This window comes from Janthinobacterium sp. BJB304 (assembly GCF_002735765.1).
Lineage (GTDB): Bacteria > Pseudomonadota > Gammaproteobacteria > Burkholderiales > Burkholderiaceae_D > Janthinobacterium.
Map to the genome: position 1 here is coordinate 256,473 of NZ_PDZN01000003.1, position 16,151 is coordinate 272,623.

The 16,151-nt window shown below is 63.6% G+C and carries 18 protein-coding genes and 1 tRNA gene; 7 read left to right on the forward strand and 12 right to left on the reverse strand.

Features of this window, described 5'->3' with window-relative positions:
* Positions 1–5 precede the first annotated feature (5 nt).
* Together CSQ95_RS05185 and CSQ95_RS05190 are read left to right on the forward strand one after the other, a co-directional pair.
* Positions 6–554 (forward strand): 4'-phosphopantetheinyl transferase superfamily protein, encoded by a 549-nt coding sequence (locus CSQ95_RS05185; protein ID WP_180278959.1) that lies wholly within the window; start codon positions 6–8, stop codon positions 552–554.
* 264 nt (positions 555–818) lie between these two features.
* Positions 819–1,727, forward strand: coding sequence for a LysR family transcriptional regulator (locus tag CSQ95_RS05190; RefSeq protein WP_099408753.1), 909 nt, complete (start codon positions 819–821; stop codon positions 1,725–1,727).
* On the opposite strand, the gene CSQ95_RS05195 is transcribed toward CSQ95_RS05190, so the two are convergent.
* Complete coding sequence (locus tag CSQ95_RS05195) at positions 1,724–2,401, reverse strand: phosphoribosylanthranilate isomerase (RefSeq protein ID WP_099408754.1); 678 nt, start codon at positions 2,399–2,401, stop codon at positions 1,724–1,726. The two genes, CSQ95_RS05190 and CSQ95_RS05195, sit on opposite strands and share 4 nt — an antisense overlap.
* A gap of 126 nt (positions 2,402–2,527) precedes the next feature.
* Between CSQ95_RS05195 and CSQ95_RS05200 the strand changes: the two genes are divergently transcribed.
* Both CSQ95_RS05200 and CSQ95_RS05205 read left to right on the forward strand, forming a co-directional pair.
* Positions 2,528–2,755, forward strand: a complete 228-nt coding sequence (locus CSQ95_RS05200; RefSeq protein ID WP_070218305.1) for a hypothetical protein — start codon at positions 2,528–2,530, stop codon at positions 2,753–2,755.
* Between the two features lie 73 nt (positions 2,756–2,828).
* Positions 2,829–3,233, forward strand: a complete 405-nt coding sequence (locus tag CSQ95_RS05205; RefSeq protein ID WP_099408755.1) for a hypothetical protein — start codon at positions 2,829–2,831, stop codon at positions 3,231–3,233.
* A gap of 89 nt (positions 3,234–3,322) precedes the next feature.
* Here CSQ95_RS05205 and CSQ95_RS05210 read toward each other — a convergent pair whose 3' ends face one another.
* The 7 genes from CSQ95_RS05210 to CSQ95_RS05240 all read right to left on the reverse strand — a co-directional run bounded on the left by CSQ95_RS05210 (position 3,323) and on the right by CSQ95_RS05240 (position 8,507).
* Positions 3,323–4,357, reverse strand: a complete 1,035-nt coding sequence (locus CSQ95_RS05210; RefSeq protein ID WP_099408756.1) for an RNA methyltransferase — start codon at positions 4,355–4,357, stop codon at positions 3,323–3,325.
* 68 nt (positions 4,358–4,425) lie between these two features.
* Positions 4,426–4,767, reverse strand: coding sequence for a zinc ribbon domain-containing protein YjdM (locus CSQ95_RS05215; protein ID WP_070218308.1), 342 nt, complete (start codon positions 4,765–4,767; stop codon positions 4,426–4,428).
* Positions 4,768–4,858: 91 nt separating this feature from the next.
* Positions 4,859–5,830, reverse strand: coding sequence for a CDF family Co(II)/Ni(II) efflux transporter DmeF (gene dmeF / locus CSQ95_RS05220; protein ID WP_099408757.1), 972 nt, complete (start codon positions 5,828–5,830; stop codon positions 4,859–4,861).
* Between the two features lie 10 nt (positions 5,831–5,840).
* The gene (locus tag CSQ95_RS05225) at positions 5,841–6,116 is read right to left on the reverse strand and encodes a metal/formaldehyde-sensitive transcriptional repressor (RefSeq protein ID WP_099408758.1); all 276 of its coding nucleotides are present in this window, start codon (positions 6,114–6,116) and stop codon (positions 5,841–5,843) included.
* Between the two features lie 76 nt (positions 6,117–6,192).
* Positions 6,193–7,017 (reverse strand): TlpA disulfide reductase family protein, encoded by an 825-nt coding sequence (locus CSQ95_RS05230; RefSeq protein WP_099408759.1) that lies wholly within the window; start codon positions 7,015–7,017, stop codon positions 6,193–6,195.
* A gap of 70 nt (positions 7,018–7,087) precedes the next feature.
* A complete protein-coding gene (locus CSQ95_RS05235) occupies positions 7,088–7,768 on the reverse strand; it encodes a DUF2325 domain-containing protein (RefSeq protein WP_099408760.1) in 681 nt (226 codons plus the stop codon).
* Positions 7,769–7,901: 133 nt separating this feature from the next.
* Positions 7,902–8,507 carry a hypothetical protein gene (locus CSQ95_RS05240; RefSeq protein WP_099408761.1) on the reverse strand — a complete coding sequence of 202 codons (606 nt, stop codon included), beginning with the start codon at positions 8,505–8,507 and terminating at the stop codon, positions 7,902–7,904.
* A gap of 279 nt (positions 8,508–8,786) precedes the next feature.
* Between CSQ95_RS05240 and CSQ95_RS05245 the strand changes: the two genes are divergently transcribed.
* From CSQ95_RS05245 to CSQ95_RS05250, 3 genes are read left to right on the forward strand one after another with little or no spacing between them, the layout of a single operon-like run.
* Positions 8,787–9,650 (forward strand): PoNe immunity protein domain-containing protein, encoded by an 864-nt coding sequence (locus CSQ95_RS05245; RefSeq protein ID WP_099408762.1) that lies wholly within the window; start codon positions 8,787–8,789, stop codon positions 9,648–9,650.
* 16 nt (positions 9,651–9,666) lie between these two features.
* Positions 9,667–9,828 (forward strand): hypothetical protein, encoded by a 162-nt coding sequence (locus CSQ95_RS29595; protein WP_180278960.1) that lies wholly within the window; start codon positions 9,667–9,669, stop codon positions 9,826–9,828.
* Positions 9,825–10,937, forward strand: coding sequence for a hypothetical protein (locus CSQ95_RS05250; RefSeq protein WP_099408763.1), 1,113 nt, complete (start codon positions 9,825–9,827; stop codon positions 10,935–10,937). Before CSQ95_RS29595 ends, CSQ95_RS05250 begins: the two co-directional genes overlap by 4 nt.
* Positions 10,938–10,994: 57 nt before the next feature.
* Here the strand turns inward: CSQ95_RS05250 and CSQ95_RS05255 are convergent, their stop codons facing one another.
* From CSQ95_RS05255 to tilS, 4 genes are all read right to left on the reverse strand, one after another.
* Positions 10,995–12,599, reverse strand: a complete 1,605-nt coding sequence (locus CSQ95_RS05255) for a methyl-accepting chemotaxis protein (protein WP_099408764.1) — start codon at positions 12,597–12,599, stop codon at positions 10,995–10,997.
* Between the two features lie 379 nt (positions 12,600–12,978).
* Positions 12,979–13,071: transfer RNA gene (locus tag CSQ95_RS05260), tRNA-Ser, on the reverse strand.
* Between the two features lie 110 nt (positions 13,072–13,181).
* Positions 13,182–14,429: an aspartate kinase gene (locus CSQ95_RS05265; RefSeq protein ID WP_070221317.1), complete on the reverse strand. Its 1,248-nt coding sequence runs from the start codon at positions 14,427–14,429 to the stop codon at positions 13,182–13,184.
* A 196-nt stretch (positions 14,430–14,625) separates the two neighbouring features.
* Entirely contained in the window at positions 14,626–16,044 is a 1,419-nt protein-coding gene (tilS, locus tag CSQ95_RS05270; protein ID WP_099408765.1) for a tRNA lysidine(34) synthetase TilS, read from the reverse strand.
* Between the last annotated feature and the right edge of the window lie 107 nt (positions 16,045–16,151).

Sequence of the window (16,151 nt, forward strand, 5' to 3'; positions counted from 1 at the left end):
TTACGGTGCTCTTGTCAAGAGACGGCGTGCTGGCGATCGGCATCGTGCCGCCGCCATTTCGCATGGAAGCACGCGCGCACCTGCGCCAGGCCGTGCGCGAAGCGGCGGCACAGTGGCAAAACCTGGACATCGGGGCGATTACAGTGGAGTCGACGCCGGGCGCCCCTCCCCGTTTGCTGCTGGCCGGCCGCGCGGCCAGCCTGTCGTTCAGCCATGACGAAGGACTGTCGCTGGCCGCCATCGGCCTGCATGGTCCCGTCGGCATCGACATGATGCGGGTGCAGGACATTGCCGACTGGTTCATTCTGGCACGCGACTATCTGGGGCCGCAAGTGGCGCAGGAACTGGCCGCCGGCCCCGATGCGCAACGCCCGCGGCGCCTGGCGCAGGCATGGACGGCGCGCGAGGCGGCGCTCAAGTGCGCGGGCAAGCAGTTGGCGGAGTGGGATGGGGTGGCATTGAATTGTCATTTGCAAGCCGTGGAGACACCGCAAAATTTCGTGGCAATGTTAGCGACAATCCGGGGGCAGACCCGACGGGGGAATACGGTCTGATAGACCGTATTCCGATTCCGAAGGAACTGACCCCAGCTTCACGCTGTTGGGTTAATTCCCTATCAATCCTCTTTACCGTCATCAGCCGCGCCGATCTGGACGAAAATCAGTTTTACGATAATACTGACGAGCAGTCCCAGCACCCCGATCAATTCCAGCATGGTCTTTCCTTTGCAGTGACAGCAGACCAGGCCACTGTAGCGCGAACGCCGGGGCCAGGCCAATATCAAATCAGGCAGTCTCCGATCTCGAAAAGGCATACGATTGATTTCCATCAGACAGTTCCGCTACTTTGTCGAAGTCGTCGATGCGGGCAGCTACTCGCGCGCGGCGGAAAAGCTGTACATCGCGCAGTCGGCCCTGAGCCGGCAAATCAAGGAGCTCGAGGGCGAAGTGCAAGCCCTGCTGCTGACGCGCGACGCGCGCCATATCGAACTGACGCCCGCGGGACAGCTGTTTTATGAACGCGCCAGGCGCATTCTCGACGACATCGAGGAAACCGTGCGCCAGACGCGCCACGTGGGACAAGGCGCGCAAGGCATCATCCGCCTGCTGCATTCGAGCTCCGTCACCCTCACGCCCGCCATCGGCGCCGTGCTGAACCGGCTGCTGGCGCAATTCCCCGGCGTTTCGCTCGACGTGTCGAAAGGCTCGTCGGAAAACCAGGCGGCCGACATCGAAGAAGGCCGCGCCGACCTGGGCCTCGTGCGCCTGCCCACCCTGCGCAAGCACGCCAACATCGTCGTGCGCGAACTGTACGCGGAAAAGCTGGTGGTGGCCGTGTCGTCGGCCTCGCCGCTGGCCGCGCTGGAGCGCACGACGATCGCCGCCCTGCGCGACGAAGCGTTCGTCTCGATCCCGCACAAGGACCGGGGGGGCCTGAGCTACCTGGTGGCGGGCTTGTGCCTGGCGCAGGGATTCTTCCCGAAGGCGGCGCGCGCGCTGTCGCGCAAGACGTCGCAACTGAACCTGATCGAAGCCAATATGGGCATCGCCATCGTCCCCGACAGCATGCGCCTGGTGGCGCCGCCCGGCGTGCGTTTTATCGCCCTGCCGGACGAGGAATCGCATTCCGTCGTGGGCCTGATCTCGCCGCGCGCGGCCAGCGGCATGGTGGCCGCGTTTACGGAAGCGTTCGTGCGCGAGATGAACGCGTCGGCAACGGCGGCTTAGCCTTCCGCATACAGCGCCGCATCCACGTCGCGCACGGCCGCCATCAGCAAGGCCAGCTTCATGACATCGAGCTGGCCGTCCGTGCGCACGCGCGAGCACAGGTCGATGCCGTAGGGGCGTACCTGGCGCAGCGCCTCCATCACATTGTTCGCATCGAGGCCGCCGGCCAGGAAGACGGGACGGGGGCTGGCGCGCACGAAGCGCGCGCTGACGGACCAGTCGTGCGTGCGGCCCGTGCCGCCCAGCTCCGGCACAGCCGCGCCGGGGCGGCCCGAGTCGAGCAAAAAAGCGTGGATATGGGGCGCATAGGCGGGGATCAGCGCCAACGCCTCGGGCCCTTCCACGTGGATCACCTGCACGCGCCGCACGTGCGGCAGCAAGCGCGCCAGCTGCGCCACTTCGCAGGGATCGATATGGCTGACGATCTGCACGGTGGACGGCTGCGTGGCGCGCACGTGTTCGGCGATGGCTGCCGCCGTCGTCTCGGACGTCAGCAGGAAGGTGGCCACGGGCGGTGGCGTCCAGGCGGCGATCTGCGCGATGCGCGCGTCGGGAATCGGGCCCGGACCGGACGGCATGGCGGCCACCAGGCCCAGCGCGTCGGCGCCGGCGGCAATGGCCAGTTGTGCTTCGTCGATGGAAGCGATGCAGCAGATCTTGATGCGGGTTCTCATGGCCTTGCGTGTTCAAATGAAATGATCAACATTACAACACAGGGCGGCGCGCGCGCCAAGACACGCCGTCAAGGCCGTGCACGATTGTGTGCCAAAATGGGCCATTATCCACTCCCCGAGGAAGCCATGGCCGACTACAAAAACCCCAGCTACGTGGCCCGCTCCATGCACCCGCGTTTCGATGAACTGACCTCGCCCGGCGAAGCCGTGCCGTATTCGGGCATCTACCGCTGCGATGGCTGCGCGCACGAGATCGTCTCGACGGAAGGCCACGTCATGCCGCCGCAAAACCACCACCAGCACAGCAGCGAGCAGGGCGCCATCCGCTGGCGCCTGATCGTCAGCCCGCGCTGATTGACATGCGCCAGGCGGCGGACGATACTTGATTGATACCGGATCGCCATTGGAACGTCACTGGAACACCAGCATGCGCATCGCCGATTTTGAAGTCCGCAAGGAGTGCCCGCCGCAGCTGTGCGACTGCGAGCGCGAGCGCCTGCTCGACGATCGGCAGGCGGACCTTGCCATCCTGCGTCTGAACCTGACGGAGGAAAAGCGCCTGCTGGCGCACATCGAGGACATCGCCACGTATGCGCAACTGCAGAAGCTGCAGCTGCTGTTGAAGAGCAACCTGGGCGTGGAATTGCAGATCGAGCCCGGCAGCGGCGAAGTGCGCACCGTGCGCGGCTTCCAGATCCGCCTGCTGGAGCGGCCCGGCCTGTGCCGCAAGACGCGCGCCGCCATTCCCGCCGCCGTGCGCCGCTGCCTGGCCGCGCATCCCGAGATCGCGTTTGCGATATTGAATGAGAACGATTTGCTGGGTGGGGTGTGAGCCGAGTAGGTCGGATTAGCGGGCACCGCGTAATCCGACTTCATTGTTGGCGTATGGGCGAATGTCGGATTACGCTCCGCTAATCCGACCTACGCCGTCACGCTGGCACGGATGGGAATGACCCTGCCCTTCGCTTCGCGCGCCCGCAACTGCCCGCAGCCCCCCTCCACGTCCTGACCGGCCGAATCGCGCAATTTGGTCAGCACGCCGCGCGCGTGCAGGGCGGCGGCGATCGCACGCGCCTTGCCCCAGCTGGGGCGCCTGAACGGCAAGTCATCGATGGTGTTATACGGGATCATGTTGAGCACCGCGTATTTGCCCTGCAAAAGCGCAACGATACCATCCATCTCGTCCTCTCCATCGTTGACGCCTTCCATCAGGGTCCATTGATACTGCACCGGATAGCCGGTCAGGCGCGCATACGCTTCGCCGAAGTCCACCAGCTCGCGCGGGGATAATTTGGGCGCGCGCGGCAGCAGCTGTTCGCGCAGCGCCGGCTTCGTCGTGTGCAGCGACAGGGCCAGCGCCGGCTTGACTGGCCCCTGCGGCAGGCGCTCGAAGGCGCGCGGGTCGCCCACGGTGGAGAACACGAGGTTCTTGTGGCCGATATTGCCCTCCGTGCCCAGCAGCTCGATCGCTTCCATCACATTGTTCAGGTTATGCGCCGGTTCGCCCATGCCCATGAAGACGACTTTTTTCACGGGGCGCAAGGTACGCGCCAGCACCACCTGGGCGACGATCTCGCCGCTGGTCACTTGCCGGATCAAGCCGTCGCGGCCCGTCATGCAGAACTGGCAGCCGACGGCGCAACCGACCTGGCTCGACACGCACAGGCCGTCGCGCGGCAGCAGCACGCTTTCCACCGTCTGGCCGTCGTGCAGCCCCACCAGCAGGCGCGCCGAACCGTCGGCACCCGGATGGGTGCTGAGCAGTTTCAGCATACCCTGCAGTTCGAGGTCGAGCGCAGGCAAGGCGTCGCGCACGGGCAGCGGCAAAAAGTCTTCGGCGCGGCGCCGGCCCTGGTCGTGCGGCTGGCCCTGTATCCAGTCGCGCAGCACGCGCTGTTCGTGCAGGGGCTTGGCGCCCAGGGCGCGCAGGCGCTGGCGGAGATGGTCGATTTGCATGGCGTCTGAAATAAAAAACGGCGCGCCGGCAACAATGCGAGGCGCGCCGCGAATGGCAAGGAAAAGTCTTACACTTTCTTGACGAATTCCGTCTTCAGGCTCATGGAACCGAAGCCGTCGATCTTGCAGTCGATGTCGTGGTCGCTGTCGACCAAACGGATGTTCTTGACCTTCGTGCCCATCTTGACGACACCGCCGCCGCCCTTCAATTTCAAGTCCTTGATGACGCTGACCGTGTCGCCGTCCTGCAGGATATTGCCGGCCGAATCGCGGTACACACGGGCGCCCTCTTCCACGGCTTCGCCAGCGGTGGCCGACCATTCATGCGCGCACTCAGGGCAGATCAACTGGCTGCCGTCTTCGTACGTGAATTCGGATTGGCATTGCGGGCATGGTGGTAATGTGCTCATTTTCTTCTCTGTCTGGTGAACAGCGCGTGCTGTAAAAGCCGACATTATACGGCCTACGCCCCGCATCAACGGGCTTTTTTCCCCATCATTATCAAGGCCGGAGAATAATCTCGATGGTGCTGTGGACAATTTCCTCGTGGATGCCGATGCGCGCGCGCAGTTCGGCGGCCGTCAATGCGGCGTCGCGGCTGACGACGGACAAGGCGCAGGAATACAGCTGCTTGCCGACTCGCCACACGTGCAGGTCGACGATGCGCGGCGTGTCGCCGGCGCTTTCCACTTCCACCGCTTCGCGGATTTCATCCACCACGGGGTGGTCCATCTCGCGGTCCAGCAAGACCTTGCCCGTGTCCAGCATGAGCTTTTTCGCCCACAGCGCCACCAGCACCGCGCCCGCGATACCCATCACGGGATCGAGCCACTGCCAGCCGTAAGCCCACGCGCCGGCCAGCGCCACGATGGCCAGCACGGACGTGGCGGCGTCGGCCAGCACGTGGATGTACGCGGCCTTCATGTTCAGGTCTTCGCCATGGCCATGGTGGTCATGGTGCCCGTGATGGTCATGGTGATCATGGCCATGATGATGGTCATGGTCGTGGTGGCCGCCGAGGATCAGCGCGCACACGAGGTTGACCGCCAGGCCGAAGGCCGCCACCGCCATCGCCTGCGGATAGTGGATGGGCTGCGGCGAGAACAGGCGCTCGACGGAAGCGGCCACCATCAGCACGGCCACGCCCAGCAGCAGGATGGCGCTCGTATAGCCGGCCAGCACCTCGATCTTCCACGTGCCGAAGGCAAAGCGGGGGTCGCGCGCATAGCGGCGCGCCGCCGCATACGCAAACGCGGCCAGGCCGATGGCCAGCGCGTGCGAACTCATATGCCAGCCGTCGGCCAGCAAGGCCATGGAGTTGTACCACCAGCCGGCGACGATTTCCAGCACCATGGTGGCCAAGGTGATCCACATGACGATGCGCGCGCGGCGTTCCGCCTTGTCGCTGGCGGCGCCGAAGACGTGTTCGTGCTGCCAGGCGGAGAGGTCTTCGCTGAGGGATTGCGTTTTCATGACGTTCTCCTTATTTGAGGTAGGTGCGCAGGATGCCCGCGATGTCGTCGGCGCCCCTGGCCCGCTCTTCGCCGGAGATATCGGGGCTGGCCACGTGCTCGCGCAAGTGCTCCTCGATCACTTCGGCCATCAGGCCATTGACGGCGCCGCGCACGGCGGCGATCAGCTGCAGCACTTCGCCGCAGTCGCGGCCCTCTTCCAGTCCCCGCTCCAGGCCTTCCACCTGGCCACGGATGCGTTTGACGCGATTGAGCAGCCTGGTCTTGTCGTGTGCCGTGTGGCCCATGATTCACTCCGATAAATACTATAGGGGGGTATACTATCAGAGAACGCCACGGCTACGTCAACAAAGCATACCCGCCTCAGGGAACGGGCGCGATCTTCTGCAGCTTGCTGGCCAGCGAGGCATCGGACAATTCGCCCAGGTGCGTATCGACCAGGCGCCCCCGCGCGTCATAAAACAGGGTGGTGGGCAGGGCCGAGGAACCGGCCGCCTTGCCCAGCGCCGCCTCGCCGTCGAGCACCACATTGCGCAGGGTCGCGCCGCTCCTGTCCAGGAACGCGATGGCGGCTGCCGCAGCCTCGCGCTGGTTCGCATACACGAAGACGATATCGGCGCGCGCCTGCTGCGCGGCGGCCAGCACGGGCATCTCGCGCCGGCATGGCGGGCACCAGCTGGCCCACAGGTTGACCACCATGGGCTTGCCGCCTGCCAGCGCCGCCAGGCTGGTGGACGTGCCGTCCAGCGTCTGCAGCGCCACGGCCGGCAAGGCCGCCGGCTTGCCGTACGCCAGCCCCAGCCCCGCGCTCAACACGCCCCAGGCCAGCGCGCCGCAGGCCACGCTGACAGCCAGCGGCCGGCGCATGAGCGCCATGGCGGGACGCCGGCAGCGCCACGCGGCGATGGCCAGCGCGGCCGCGATGCCGGCTGACGCCATGAAGCCGCCGTCGCGGATATTGATGATGGACGCGGGCGCGGCCAGATACTGTTCGTGCCAGCGCAGCACGAACGCCACGCGCGCCCCCAGCAGGCCGGCGATCAGCATGTCGGAAACGAGGGGGCCGGCGTCCGGCAGCCGGCGGTGCTTCCGCAGCCACCACGCCGCGCCGTAGGCGACGCACAGGGAAACGAACAACAGGACCAGGCCCGTGGGCAGGGCCAGGGGACCGATTTGCAGGGACAGCATGGGCGCTCGCTATAACATCGAATGGGTGGCCATTCTGCCCCATACGGATTAAGCAGGCGTTAATCCGGCATCAAAAATCGGCCAGCGCTTCCTTGCGCACGAAATGCATGGCTTGCGGCTGGTCCACCAGCACGCACTGCTTGCCCGTGCGCTTGCAATGGTCATGCACGCGCCAGTAGGCATCGTGGCTGACGCAGCCCGTCTGGCAAATCACCAGGTCGGCCGCCACCAGACCGGCTTCCAGCGCAGCCACGTCGTCGGCGCCGTCATCGCCGCCCGCATGGTGCAGGAAGCGCCCGCCGGCCTGCTCGATGGCCAGCTGCGCCACGTTGGCGCCGGCCGCGTGCTGGCCCGGTGCCAGGCTTGAATAATTGCCCACATACAGCACGGCTTTTTCGCGCACGTCGGCCTGCAAGGATGGCGCCGGCAGCCACTGCAGGCGCAGCAGCTCGCGCATCAGGTCCTGCACGCGCTCACCGAGCCACTCGACCCGACGGGCCAGCCTGGCACGCGTCGGCAAGCCCGGTACGCTGGCCGCCAGTTCGGCCAGTTCATCGCGCGCCAGCGCCAGCTTGGAATCGCGGATCACGACCTGTGCCCGCGCGCGCATCAATTCCGACTCCAGCTGCGCGATGCGGGCCGCCTGCGCCGCCAGCTGCGCACTGCAACGCGCCTGCGCCCGCCCATATTCGCCCATCAGTACGCGATGCTCGTGCGCGATCGCGTCCTCGTTGCCATACACACTGCCCATCATGCCCTCCTTCACTACCCGTGGCGCCATGGCGCCAGCCCATTGCACCCCCATAGCGCTGAATTATAAATGAGAATCATTATTATTTGTGTATGCACGTGCACGCAGCAGGGATATGCGAAGGCGACCGGCTTCACGCGGCCGGCGAGCAGGACAGCATGCGTTTCCAGACATCGTCCTGCACTTGCCGCACCTGCCGCAGGGCATCCGGGCCGCGATAGATATCCAGCGTGTTCGGCCACGCGATATCGATGAACAACTGCCGTGCCGGATCGATCAGCAGCGACTGCCCCACATAGTTTCCCTTGATCTCGCCCTTGTTGACGGCCAGCAGGCGCGCGCCGCCCGCAAGCGCCCGCTCGTCCAGCGCTACGCCGCTGCGCTCGGCCACGTCGCGCAGCCAGCGCTCGCGCCAGCGCGCCTGCTCCGCGAACTGTCCCTGTGGCGGCCGGTCCAGCTTGACGACAGCCGCCACGGGACCGCCTGTGCCCGCCTGCAGCGAAAAACCCATGCGTTCCTGCAGTTCGACTGTGTAGGCCTCCCCCTTGACGTCGATCTGGTAGCGCCCCGCCCCGTTCTGTACCAGCAGGTCGGCCTGATGGTAGGCAGGTTTGACGCAATTGGCGTACTCATAGGCGAGCACATCGAGGAACGGTGGTGCGGCCGAGGTGGACGCCGCCATGGCGGGCGACAGGCTGGCCCATAAGACCGCTGCGGCCGCGTATTTCATCTTGCTCATGCTTGCTCCGGTTCACGTAAAAAGACGATGACGGCCGAAAAATACCTGCGGCACGCCATCGAGTCACCCATAGTAGCTATTTTGAATATTTCTTTCTGGCACACGATTCAATTGAATCGCGCTTGTTGAATCGCTATTTCTAGTATGTAATCTTGCAAACAAGTCATTACATCAACTGCCAGTACGTTTCCCTCATCACACGGAGTCCCAGGCAATGTCCGCATTTTTCCATGCAAGCGCATCTTCCTTACGCATCGATCACGACGGCAGCCAGACAAGATGAACAAACGCCCATTCACCGAGCGGCGGCGCCAGCAATTTCTTGATGAAGAACTGTATGCCAAGACACGCAACAATCAATTTGCGCTGATTGCAGGAGGACTGGAAAACAAAAAGGTCGCCGATTCAGCGCTGGAAAATGCTTCCGTTCATCATTTTTTGTATCTGGAACTGCTCTGGCTCTGGATGCTCGACTACACGGCGGGCGAGTCAATCGAGGCCTTGGCGCCGCGCATCGCGGACATCGTGGACAAGTTTGAAGAATGGAATGCGGTCGACCAACTCTATCAGCAGGATGCGGCGCTTGAGTTTCCAGAGTTTGGGCCCTACGAATATGAGGGAGCACCAGAGTTTTCCATCCTGTCCGACTATGAGGACACCTTGCAACTGCTGAGCATTGCCATCCTGCTGCGCGATCAGCGTTCGGTGCTGCGCATCATCCACGTGCTGCGCAGCCATCGTGGCCGCGATGGCCTGTTCGAGCAATTGATCGACGGATATGTGGAGGATGGACAAGCACTCGACGCCTGCATCATCGCCAGGCCCTATGACACCCTGCTGCAAGTGTTCTATGAGAAGGATAAGGAAGCTACCTTCGCCCTGCTTCAGAAATACCTGAAACAATGGTATCCAGCCATGCGACATCATCCGCGCTGGTACAACGAGCATCTCAATATCAGCGAGGAAGGCTATGCCGGCTACTACGGCTACTGGGCATTCGAAGCGGGGGCGACGGTTTTCCTGCTCGACCTGGACGATAGCCAGGCCGCGCATCTGGTGTACCCCAGGGATCTGGTCGACCATGCGCGACGGCTACGCAAGGAAGCGCGTTACACCAGCGAAGTTACATGGCCGCAACCATAATCAGCAAGGGGCAAGGATGCAGACGCTGAACGAACGGGATTTTTTGGCCAGGCGCAGGGAAGCGGCCGCCATCACCCGCGTGCTCGATATCGATGACAGCGGCTATCGCGGCACGCCCCTCTATCCAGCCGACCTGGTGGCGTTCTGCAGAAGGCAAGGGAAAGGTCCCGGCGCATGAAAGCTGCCAGCGCCAGCATCGCCACCGCCGTCACCGTGGCTGCCGGACTCTGCTTCGCCCTGCCCAAGCAGTCGTCTGTCGCCACCGATCCCTTTCCGGGCATTTACGCCATCATCGACCCCGTCACTGGCGAGACCAAAGATGTCCTGAAAGTAGAATCGCTGCTGGGCGAGTACGTGGTACTCGCGCGCTTTGGCGGCCACGGGCCATGGACGGGCCCCATCTACGCCAAAGTCATGGGCAACGGCGACAGCTATGCATCCCCGCCACTGTTTCAGCAGGACCGCATGGTCAGCGCGCTATCGCTGGACGAGATCGGCTACCTCTACCACACGCCGGGTAACAGCCACTCGCGCGTCGGCCCGTCCGATACCGGCTATATCAGCAATATCGCGAGCTTCGGCATTGAACCGCTGTACCGCCGGCCCCTGCTTGCAGGCCACGACGAGCGCGGGGAACGCGGCCTGCACGCGTACACGCCCGGCGCCGGTGAGCGCAAGGTATCGGTCAGTACATTGAACTACAGCCCGCGCATGATCCAGGTGGGCATCAGTTCCGTCGGCGATCCCGACAACGCTGTCGATACCGATCCCCTGAATCCGTACATGAGCAGCGCCGCCAGCTGCTGCTTCTACCTGCCGGCGCAGGCCGCGGCGCCGTCGCAGGTCAAGCTCGAATATCGCTGGCTGCCCAAGGGCAAGCCTGAAGTGCTGGCCGTGACCTTGCCAGCCAACAGCGACGCCGACGAACTGCTGATACTGGTGCAGGCGGATGGAACAATGGGCGTGGAATTTCGCGCCCCCGGCAAGGACCTGGATCTGACGCCCGAGGGCGTCAAATCCATCAATGGCAAGCCGTATCCGCTGCCACCGGCCGCCGAGCGCAAGGCGCGCCTGGCTGCGGAACTGGCGCGAAGAAAACGCTTCTTGAAAGATATGTACAGGCTGCGGGACAAAGGCACGGGCGAATCTGTCGAGATGGCATATCAGCTGCGCTACCTGATCGACGAGTACGAGAAAACCATCACCTATCTGGAAACGTTTTCCGCATGCACAGGTACCTTGGCAACGTGCGACAAGCAAGCCACGGCAGCGGCCCGCGCGCCATAGCGCAGCCACGCCCAGGAAACGCCAAGCTGAACGGCGTCCTGACCGCCAGCCAGCCTGTCAGCGGCCCGGTTGCGCGGGCGCTGCCAGCGCGCTGGCAGCGCCGCCCGCATCGAGCTTGAACACCCCCACTTCCCGCACCAGGCTGGCCGCCTGCTCTTCCAGGCTGCCGGCGGCGGCAGCCGCTTCCTCGACCAGGGCGGCGTTCTGCTGCGTGACCTCGTCCATCTGCGTGATGGCCTGGTTGACCTGTTCGATGCCCAGGCTCTGTTCCTGGCTGGCGGCGGCGATCTCGCTCATCAGGTCAACCACCTGCTTGACGGACGTCACGATCTTGTCCATCGTGGCGCCCGCCTCGTCCACCAGCTTGCTGCCCGCGTCGACGCGCTCTACCGAATCGCCGATCATGGCCTTGATCTCGCGCGCGGCGCTGGCCGAACGTTGCGCCAGGCTGCGCACTTCGCTGGCGACGACGGCGAAGCCGCGTCCCTGTTCGCCCGCCCTGGCCGCCTCTACCGCTGCGTTCAAGGCCAGGATATTGGTCTGGAAAGCAATGCTGTCGATCACGTCGACGATATCGACGATCTTGCGCGAGCTGGCATTGATAGCGCCCATGGTATCGACCACGCGCCCGACCACCTGTCCACCCTGCACGGCAAATTCCGACGCCGACACCACCAGCTGGTTCGCCTGCCTGGCATTGTCGGCATTCTGCTTTACCGTGCTGGTCAGCTCCTTCATCGCGGAAGCCGTTTCTTCCAGCGAACTGGCTTGCGCCTCCGTGCGCGACGACAGATCGAAATTGCCGGCCGCGATTTCGCGCGAAGCGATAGTGATGCTTTGCGTGCTGCTGCGCACCTGGCCCACGGTGCGCGACAGGCTGCCATTCATCGCTTCGAGCGCCTGCAGCAATTGACCAGGCTCGTCGGAAAAGCGCTTGTCGACACGATTGCTCAAGTCGCCGGCCGCCACCCTCTGCGCGGCCAGCAACGCCTCCTGCAAGGGGCCGGTAATACTGCGACTGATCAGCACGGCGCCGGCGATGCTGACGCCCAGCGATGCCAGCAGCAAGCCCGCCAGCAGCACGGTTGCCGAGCGCGCCCTGTCGGCCGATTCGGCCTCGAACGCGGCCGAGCGCTTGCTGGTCATATCGACCACGCGGTTGATGGCCGCCAGATGGCTGTCGTAGCTGGCGGCCATGGCCGCCATGGCAGTGGCGACGCCCGCCTTGTCCTGCCCATGAAGCGCCGGGATGAAGCGCGTGAATGCCGTCTCATAGAATGCCACGGCAGGGGCGTGCGACTGCGTCAGCAAGGCTTCGGCGATATCGTGATCGAGATCCTGGGTACGCCAGAACTGATGGCGCGTGTCGTACTCGGCCTTCAAGGTTTTCAGGCGTTCGACCAGCTTGTCTTGCGCGCCCCGGTCTTCGGACGCCATCAACTGAAAGGCGACCAGATACGATTCGAGGATGTATTCCGGCGGCGGCAGCACGTCGGCCACCAGGTCCTTGCCCTGTACGATACGGTGATATACGGGGCCGTTGACCTTCAGTTCGTGCAGCACGCGCAGCGACCAGCCGCCATACACGATCAGGCCCAGCGAAAAGATGGCGACCAACAAGGCCAGCCGGCGCGACAGTTTGACTTGGCGAAGCAGCTGCATGTGCGTACCCCCTCGTTTATCCGGACCATGCCGTCAATGCCGCCGGCATAGGCCGCGCTGGCCAGTATGAAATTTCTGCGCGGCATTTGTGGATTATGCAACTTTTTAAGGGGATTGGGCTGAATGCGGTGAAAAAGAATCTCTTGCTGAGCACCGGCCGGCGTATGTGCTCGCATAAGCCGGCGCTGGCGCTGGCCGCCATTGCCTGAGATGGGGGGACGGCGTTGGCCGCTGCGCGGCCAACGGGGCCGCGCGGGGCGCGGCAGATGGACGATTCGGAGAGCCTGCGCGCCCTTCAGGGCGCTCCGTCTTCGAATCCCACCGTTCCGTCCAGACAAATAAAAAAGCCTCCCGCAGGGGAGGCTTTTTTATTTGATTCTGGCGGAGACGGTGGGATTCGAACCCACGATACAGGTATAAGCCGTATGCATCCTTAGCAGGGATGTGCCTTCGGCCACTCGGCCACGTCTCCTAGCTGATTACTCAACTATGTCTCTGTAGCTAACTGCGCTGCAGCGACGAACGTCATAATATCGATTGCCCCCCCTTTGGTCAAGGGCGTGGGGCAATATTTTTGGATATTTAAGCTTTTTCCAGCTCGAACGCTTTATGCAGCGCGCGCACGGCCAGTTCCATGTACTTTTCATCGATCAGCACAGAGATCTTGATCTCGGAAGTGGAGATCATCATGATGTTGATGCCCTCTTCCGACAAGGTACGGAACATCTGCGATGCGACGCCCACATGGCTGCGCATGCCCACGCCGACGACGGACAGTTTCGACACTTTCGCGTCGCCCGTGATGCTGGCCGCACCCAGTGCTTCGCGGTTCGCTTCCAGCACGGCCAGCGCGCGCGTGTATTCGCCGCGCGAGACGGTGAAGGTGAAGTCCGTTTTACCGTCGACCGACTGATTCTGTATGATCATGTCGACTTCGATATTCGCGTCCGCCACCGGTCCCAGGATGTGGTAGGCCACGCCTGGACGGTCGGGCACGCCGAGCACGGTGATTTTGGCTTCATCGCGGTTGAAGGCGATGCCGGAGATGACTGCTTGTTCCATGTTTGTATCTTCCTCAAACGAAATCAGGGTGCCTGAATTGGCTTCTATTTCCAGCGGCAACATCGGGTCGGTCAGCGACGACAGCACGCGCGTGGGCACGCGGTAGTTGCCGGCAAATTCCACCGAACGCGTTTGCAGCACTTTGGAGCCCAGCGAAGCCAGTTCCAGCATTTCTTCAAAGGTGATGGTCTTCAGGCGGCGCGCCTCGGAGACCACGCGCGGGTCGGTCGTGTAGACGCCGTCGACGTCCGTGAAGATCAGGCATTCGGACGCCTTCATGGCGGCGGCGATCGCCACGGCCGAGGTGTCGGAACCGCCGCGGCCCAGGGTCGCGATGTTGTCGTGCTCGTCGACGCCCTGGAAACCGGTAATGATGACGATCTTGCCCGCATCGAGGTCGCGTTTGACTTTCTCGTCATCGATCGACTGGATGCGTGCCTTGGTGAAGGCGGAATCGGTCTTGATCGCGACTTGCCAGCCAGCATAGGATACGGCTTGTTTGCCGATCGCCAGCAGTGCCATCGACAATAGGCCGACGGACACCTGTTCGCCTGTCGAGGCGATCATGTCAAGTTCACGGGGATCGGGTTGATCCATGATTTCCTTGGCCAGTCCAATCAGGCGGTTGGTTTCGCCCGACATGGCGGATGGCACCACCACGATTTGATGCCCGGCGTCGTGCCACTTGGCAACGCGCTTGGCGACATTCTTGATACGGTCAGTCGAGCCCATCGACGTACCGCCATATTTGTGGACGATTAAAGCCATAAGAGTGAAGTTTCCGCTCAAGAAGAATAAAAAAGGAGGGCTTTACTCTACATGCCGCAATGCAAAATAACAAGCTAAAAAGCGCATTAGCTCATACCGATTGCGTATATGGAAATAACCAATCCATGCAGTCCAGCCGGCTTGAGCAGCCACTTGCCGGCCACCCCGGGAGTGGCCGTGGCGGCTGCCCTTACGCTCAGCAGGAGAGCCAGCGCAAGGCGACGCGGGGACGGTCCAACAGACTCAGGCAATGGCAGTCGAGGCCAATACCCGCCGCATACAGCAATTGTTGCGCCGCACAGACAAGGGGCAGGCGTTCGCGCTCCCAGGCGGGCACGTCGAACGCCTGGTAATGGTATTTCAAGCTCTTGGTGGGACGGTTCAAGGCCAGCTTCAGGCGCTCGCCGCCCTGGCGGAAATCGATCGTCAAGGTCTGTGCTTGCAGCCAGGCAACATCGATACCCTCCCCGCCCTCTTCCACCGCATCGAAATGCAGCACGCCGCCATACGCGGGAAAGGCCAGACTCGCTTCGCCCTGCCACGTAAATTGCTGGCCGGCTTTTTCCAGGCCGGGAATGCCCGCATCGTCACGCTCGCGCATGCCGGCCAGATCATCGAGCTTGGGCGTCAGGTACAGCCGGTCGCGGTGGCGCCGCACATGGCATTCGGGATGCGTGACCAGCAGTTGCGCATCGGGCCGCGCTTCCAGCAATTGCGCCAGCATTTCCGCCAGCCATGCCGTCGACGGCATGCGCAAGCCGCGCGTGCCGAACCAGTGACGCAGCAGGTTGTAGCAGCGGTCCGCGCTCAGCGCGCGCAATTTCGCCAGTTCGATGCAGTCGCCATCGAGGCACGCCGCCAGATCCTGCGTCGCCAGTTCCGTCAGCAGACGCTGCGCCGATTGCGCGTGCTGGGCGCTGCGGGCGAAACGTTCCTGGAAACCGGGAAACGCCTGCGCAAGCACGGGCATCACCTGGTGCCGCAAGGCATTGCGGGCAAAGCGGGGATCGTCGTTCGATTCGTCGTGGATGTGCGCGATCGCATGGCTCGCCACGTACGCCTCCAGTTGCCTGCGCGACACAAGCAGCAGCGGGCGCGCCATCACCAGGTCCGGGTTGCCCAGCAGCTCGGGCGCGCTGTTGGCGCCATCCATGCCGGACAAGCCCGCCGTGCCCGAGCCGCGCAGCAGCTGCAGCAGCACCGTTTCCGCCTGGTCATCCTGGTGGTGGGCCGTCAGCAGCAGGCGCACGCCGTGCGCGGCGCACAGCTCGCCCAGGGCCGCGTAGCGGCGCTTGCGGGCCGCCTCTTCCGTGCCCGTCTTCGCATTCTTTTCCAGGGTGACCTTGCGCGCCTCGAAGGCGATGCCCATGCCGGCGCACAATAGCGCGCAGTGCGCCAGCCAGGCATCGGCGTTCGGGCTCAGGCCGTGGTGCACGTGAAACGCGTAAAGAAACACGCCGTGCTCTTGCGCCCAGGCATGCGCCAGGTGCAGCAGGGCCGCGGAATCGAGGCCGCCGCTCAGGGCGATGCCGACGGTGCTGCCGGGTGCAGGTGCGCAGGCATCCAGCGCGCGGGCGAAGATGTCGGGCACGGTGGCGGTTTGTTGCTTTTTCATTCGGACTCCGGGAATGCAAAGAGGGACAGGCGGCTAAACGGATGGTGTCGTTTAGCGGACTGTCCCTGGTAACTCTTGATATTTTGTCGGATTACGTCTTGTCGGCT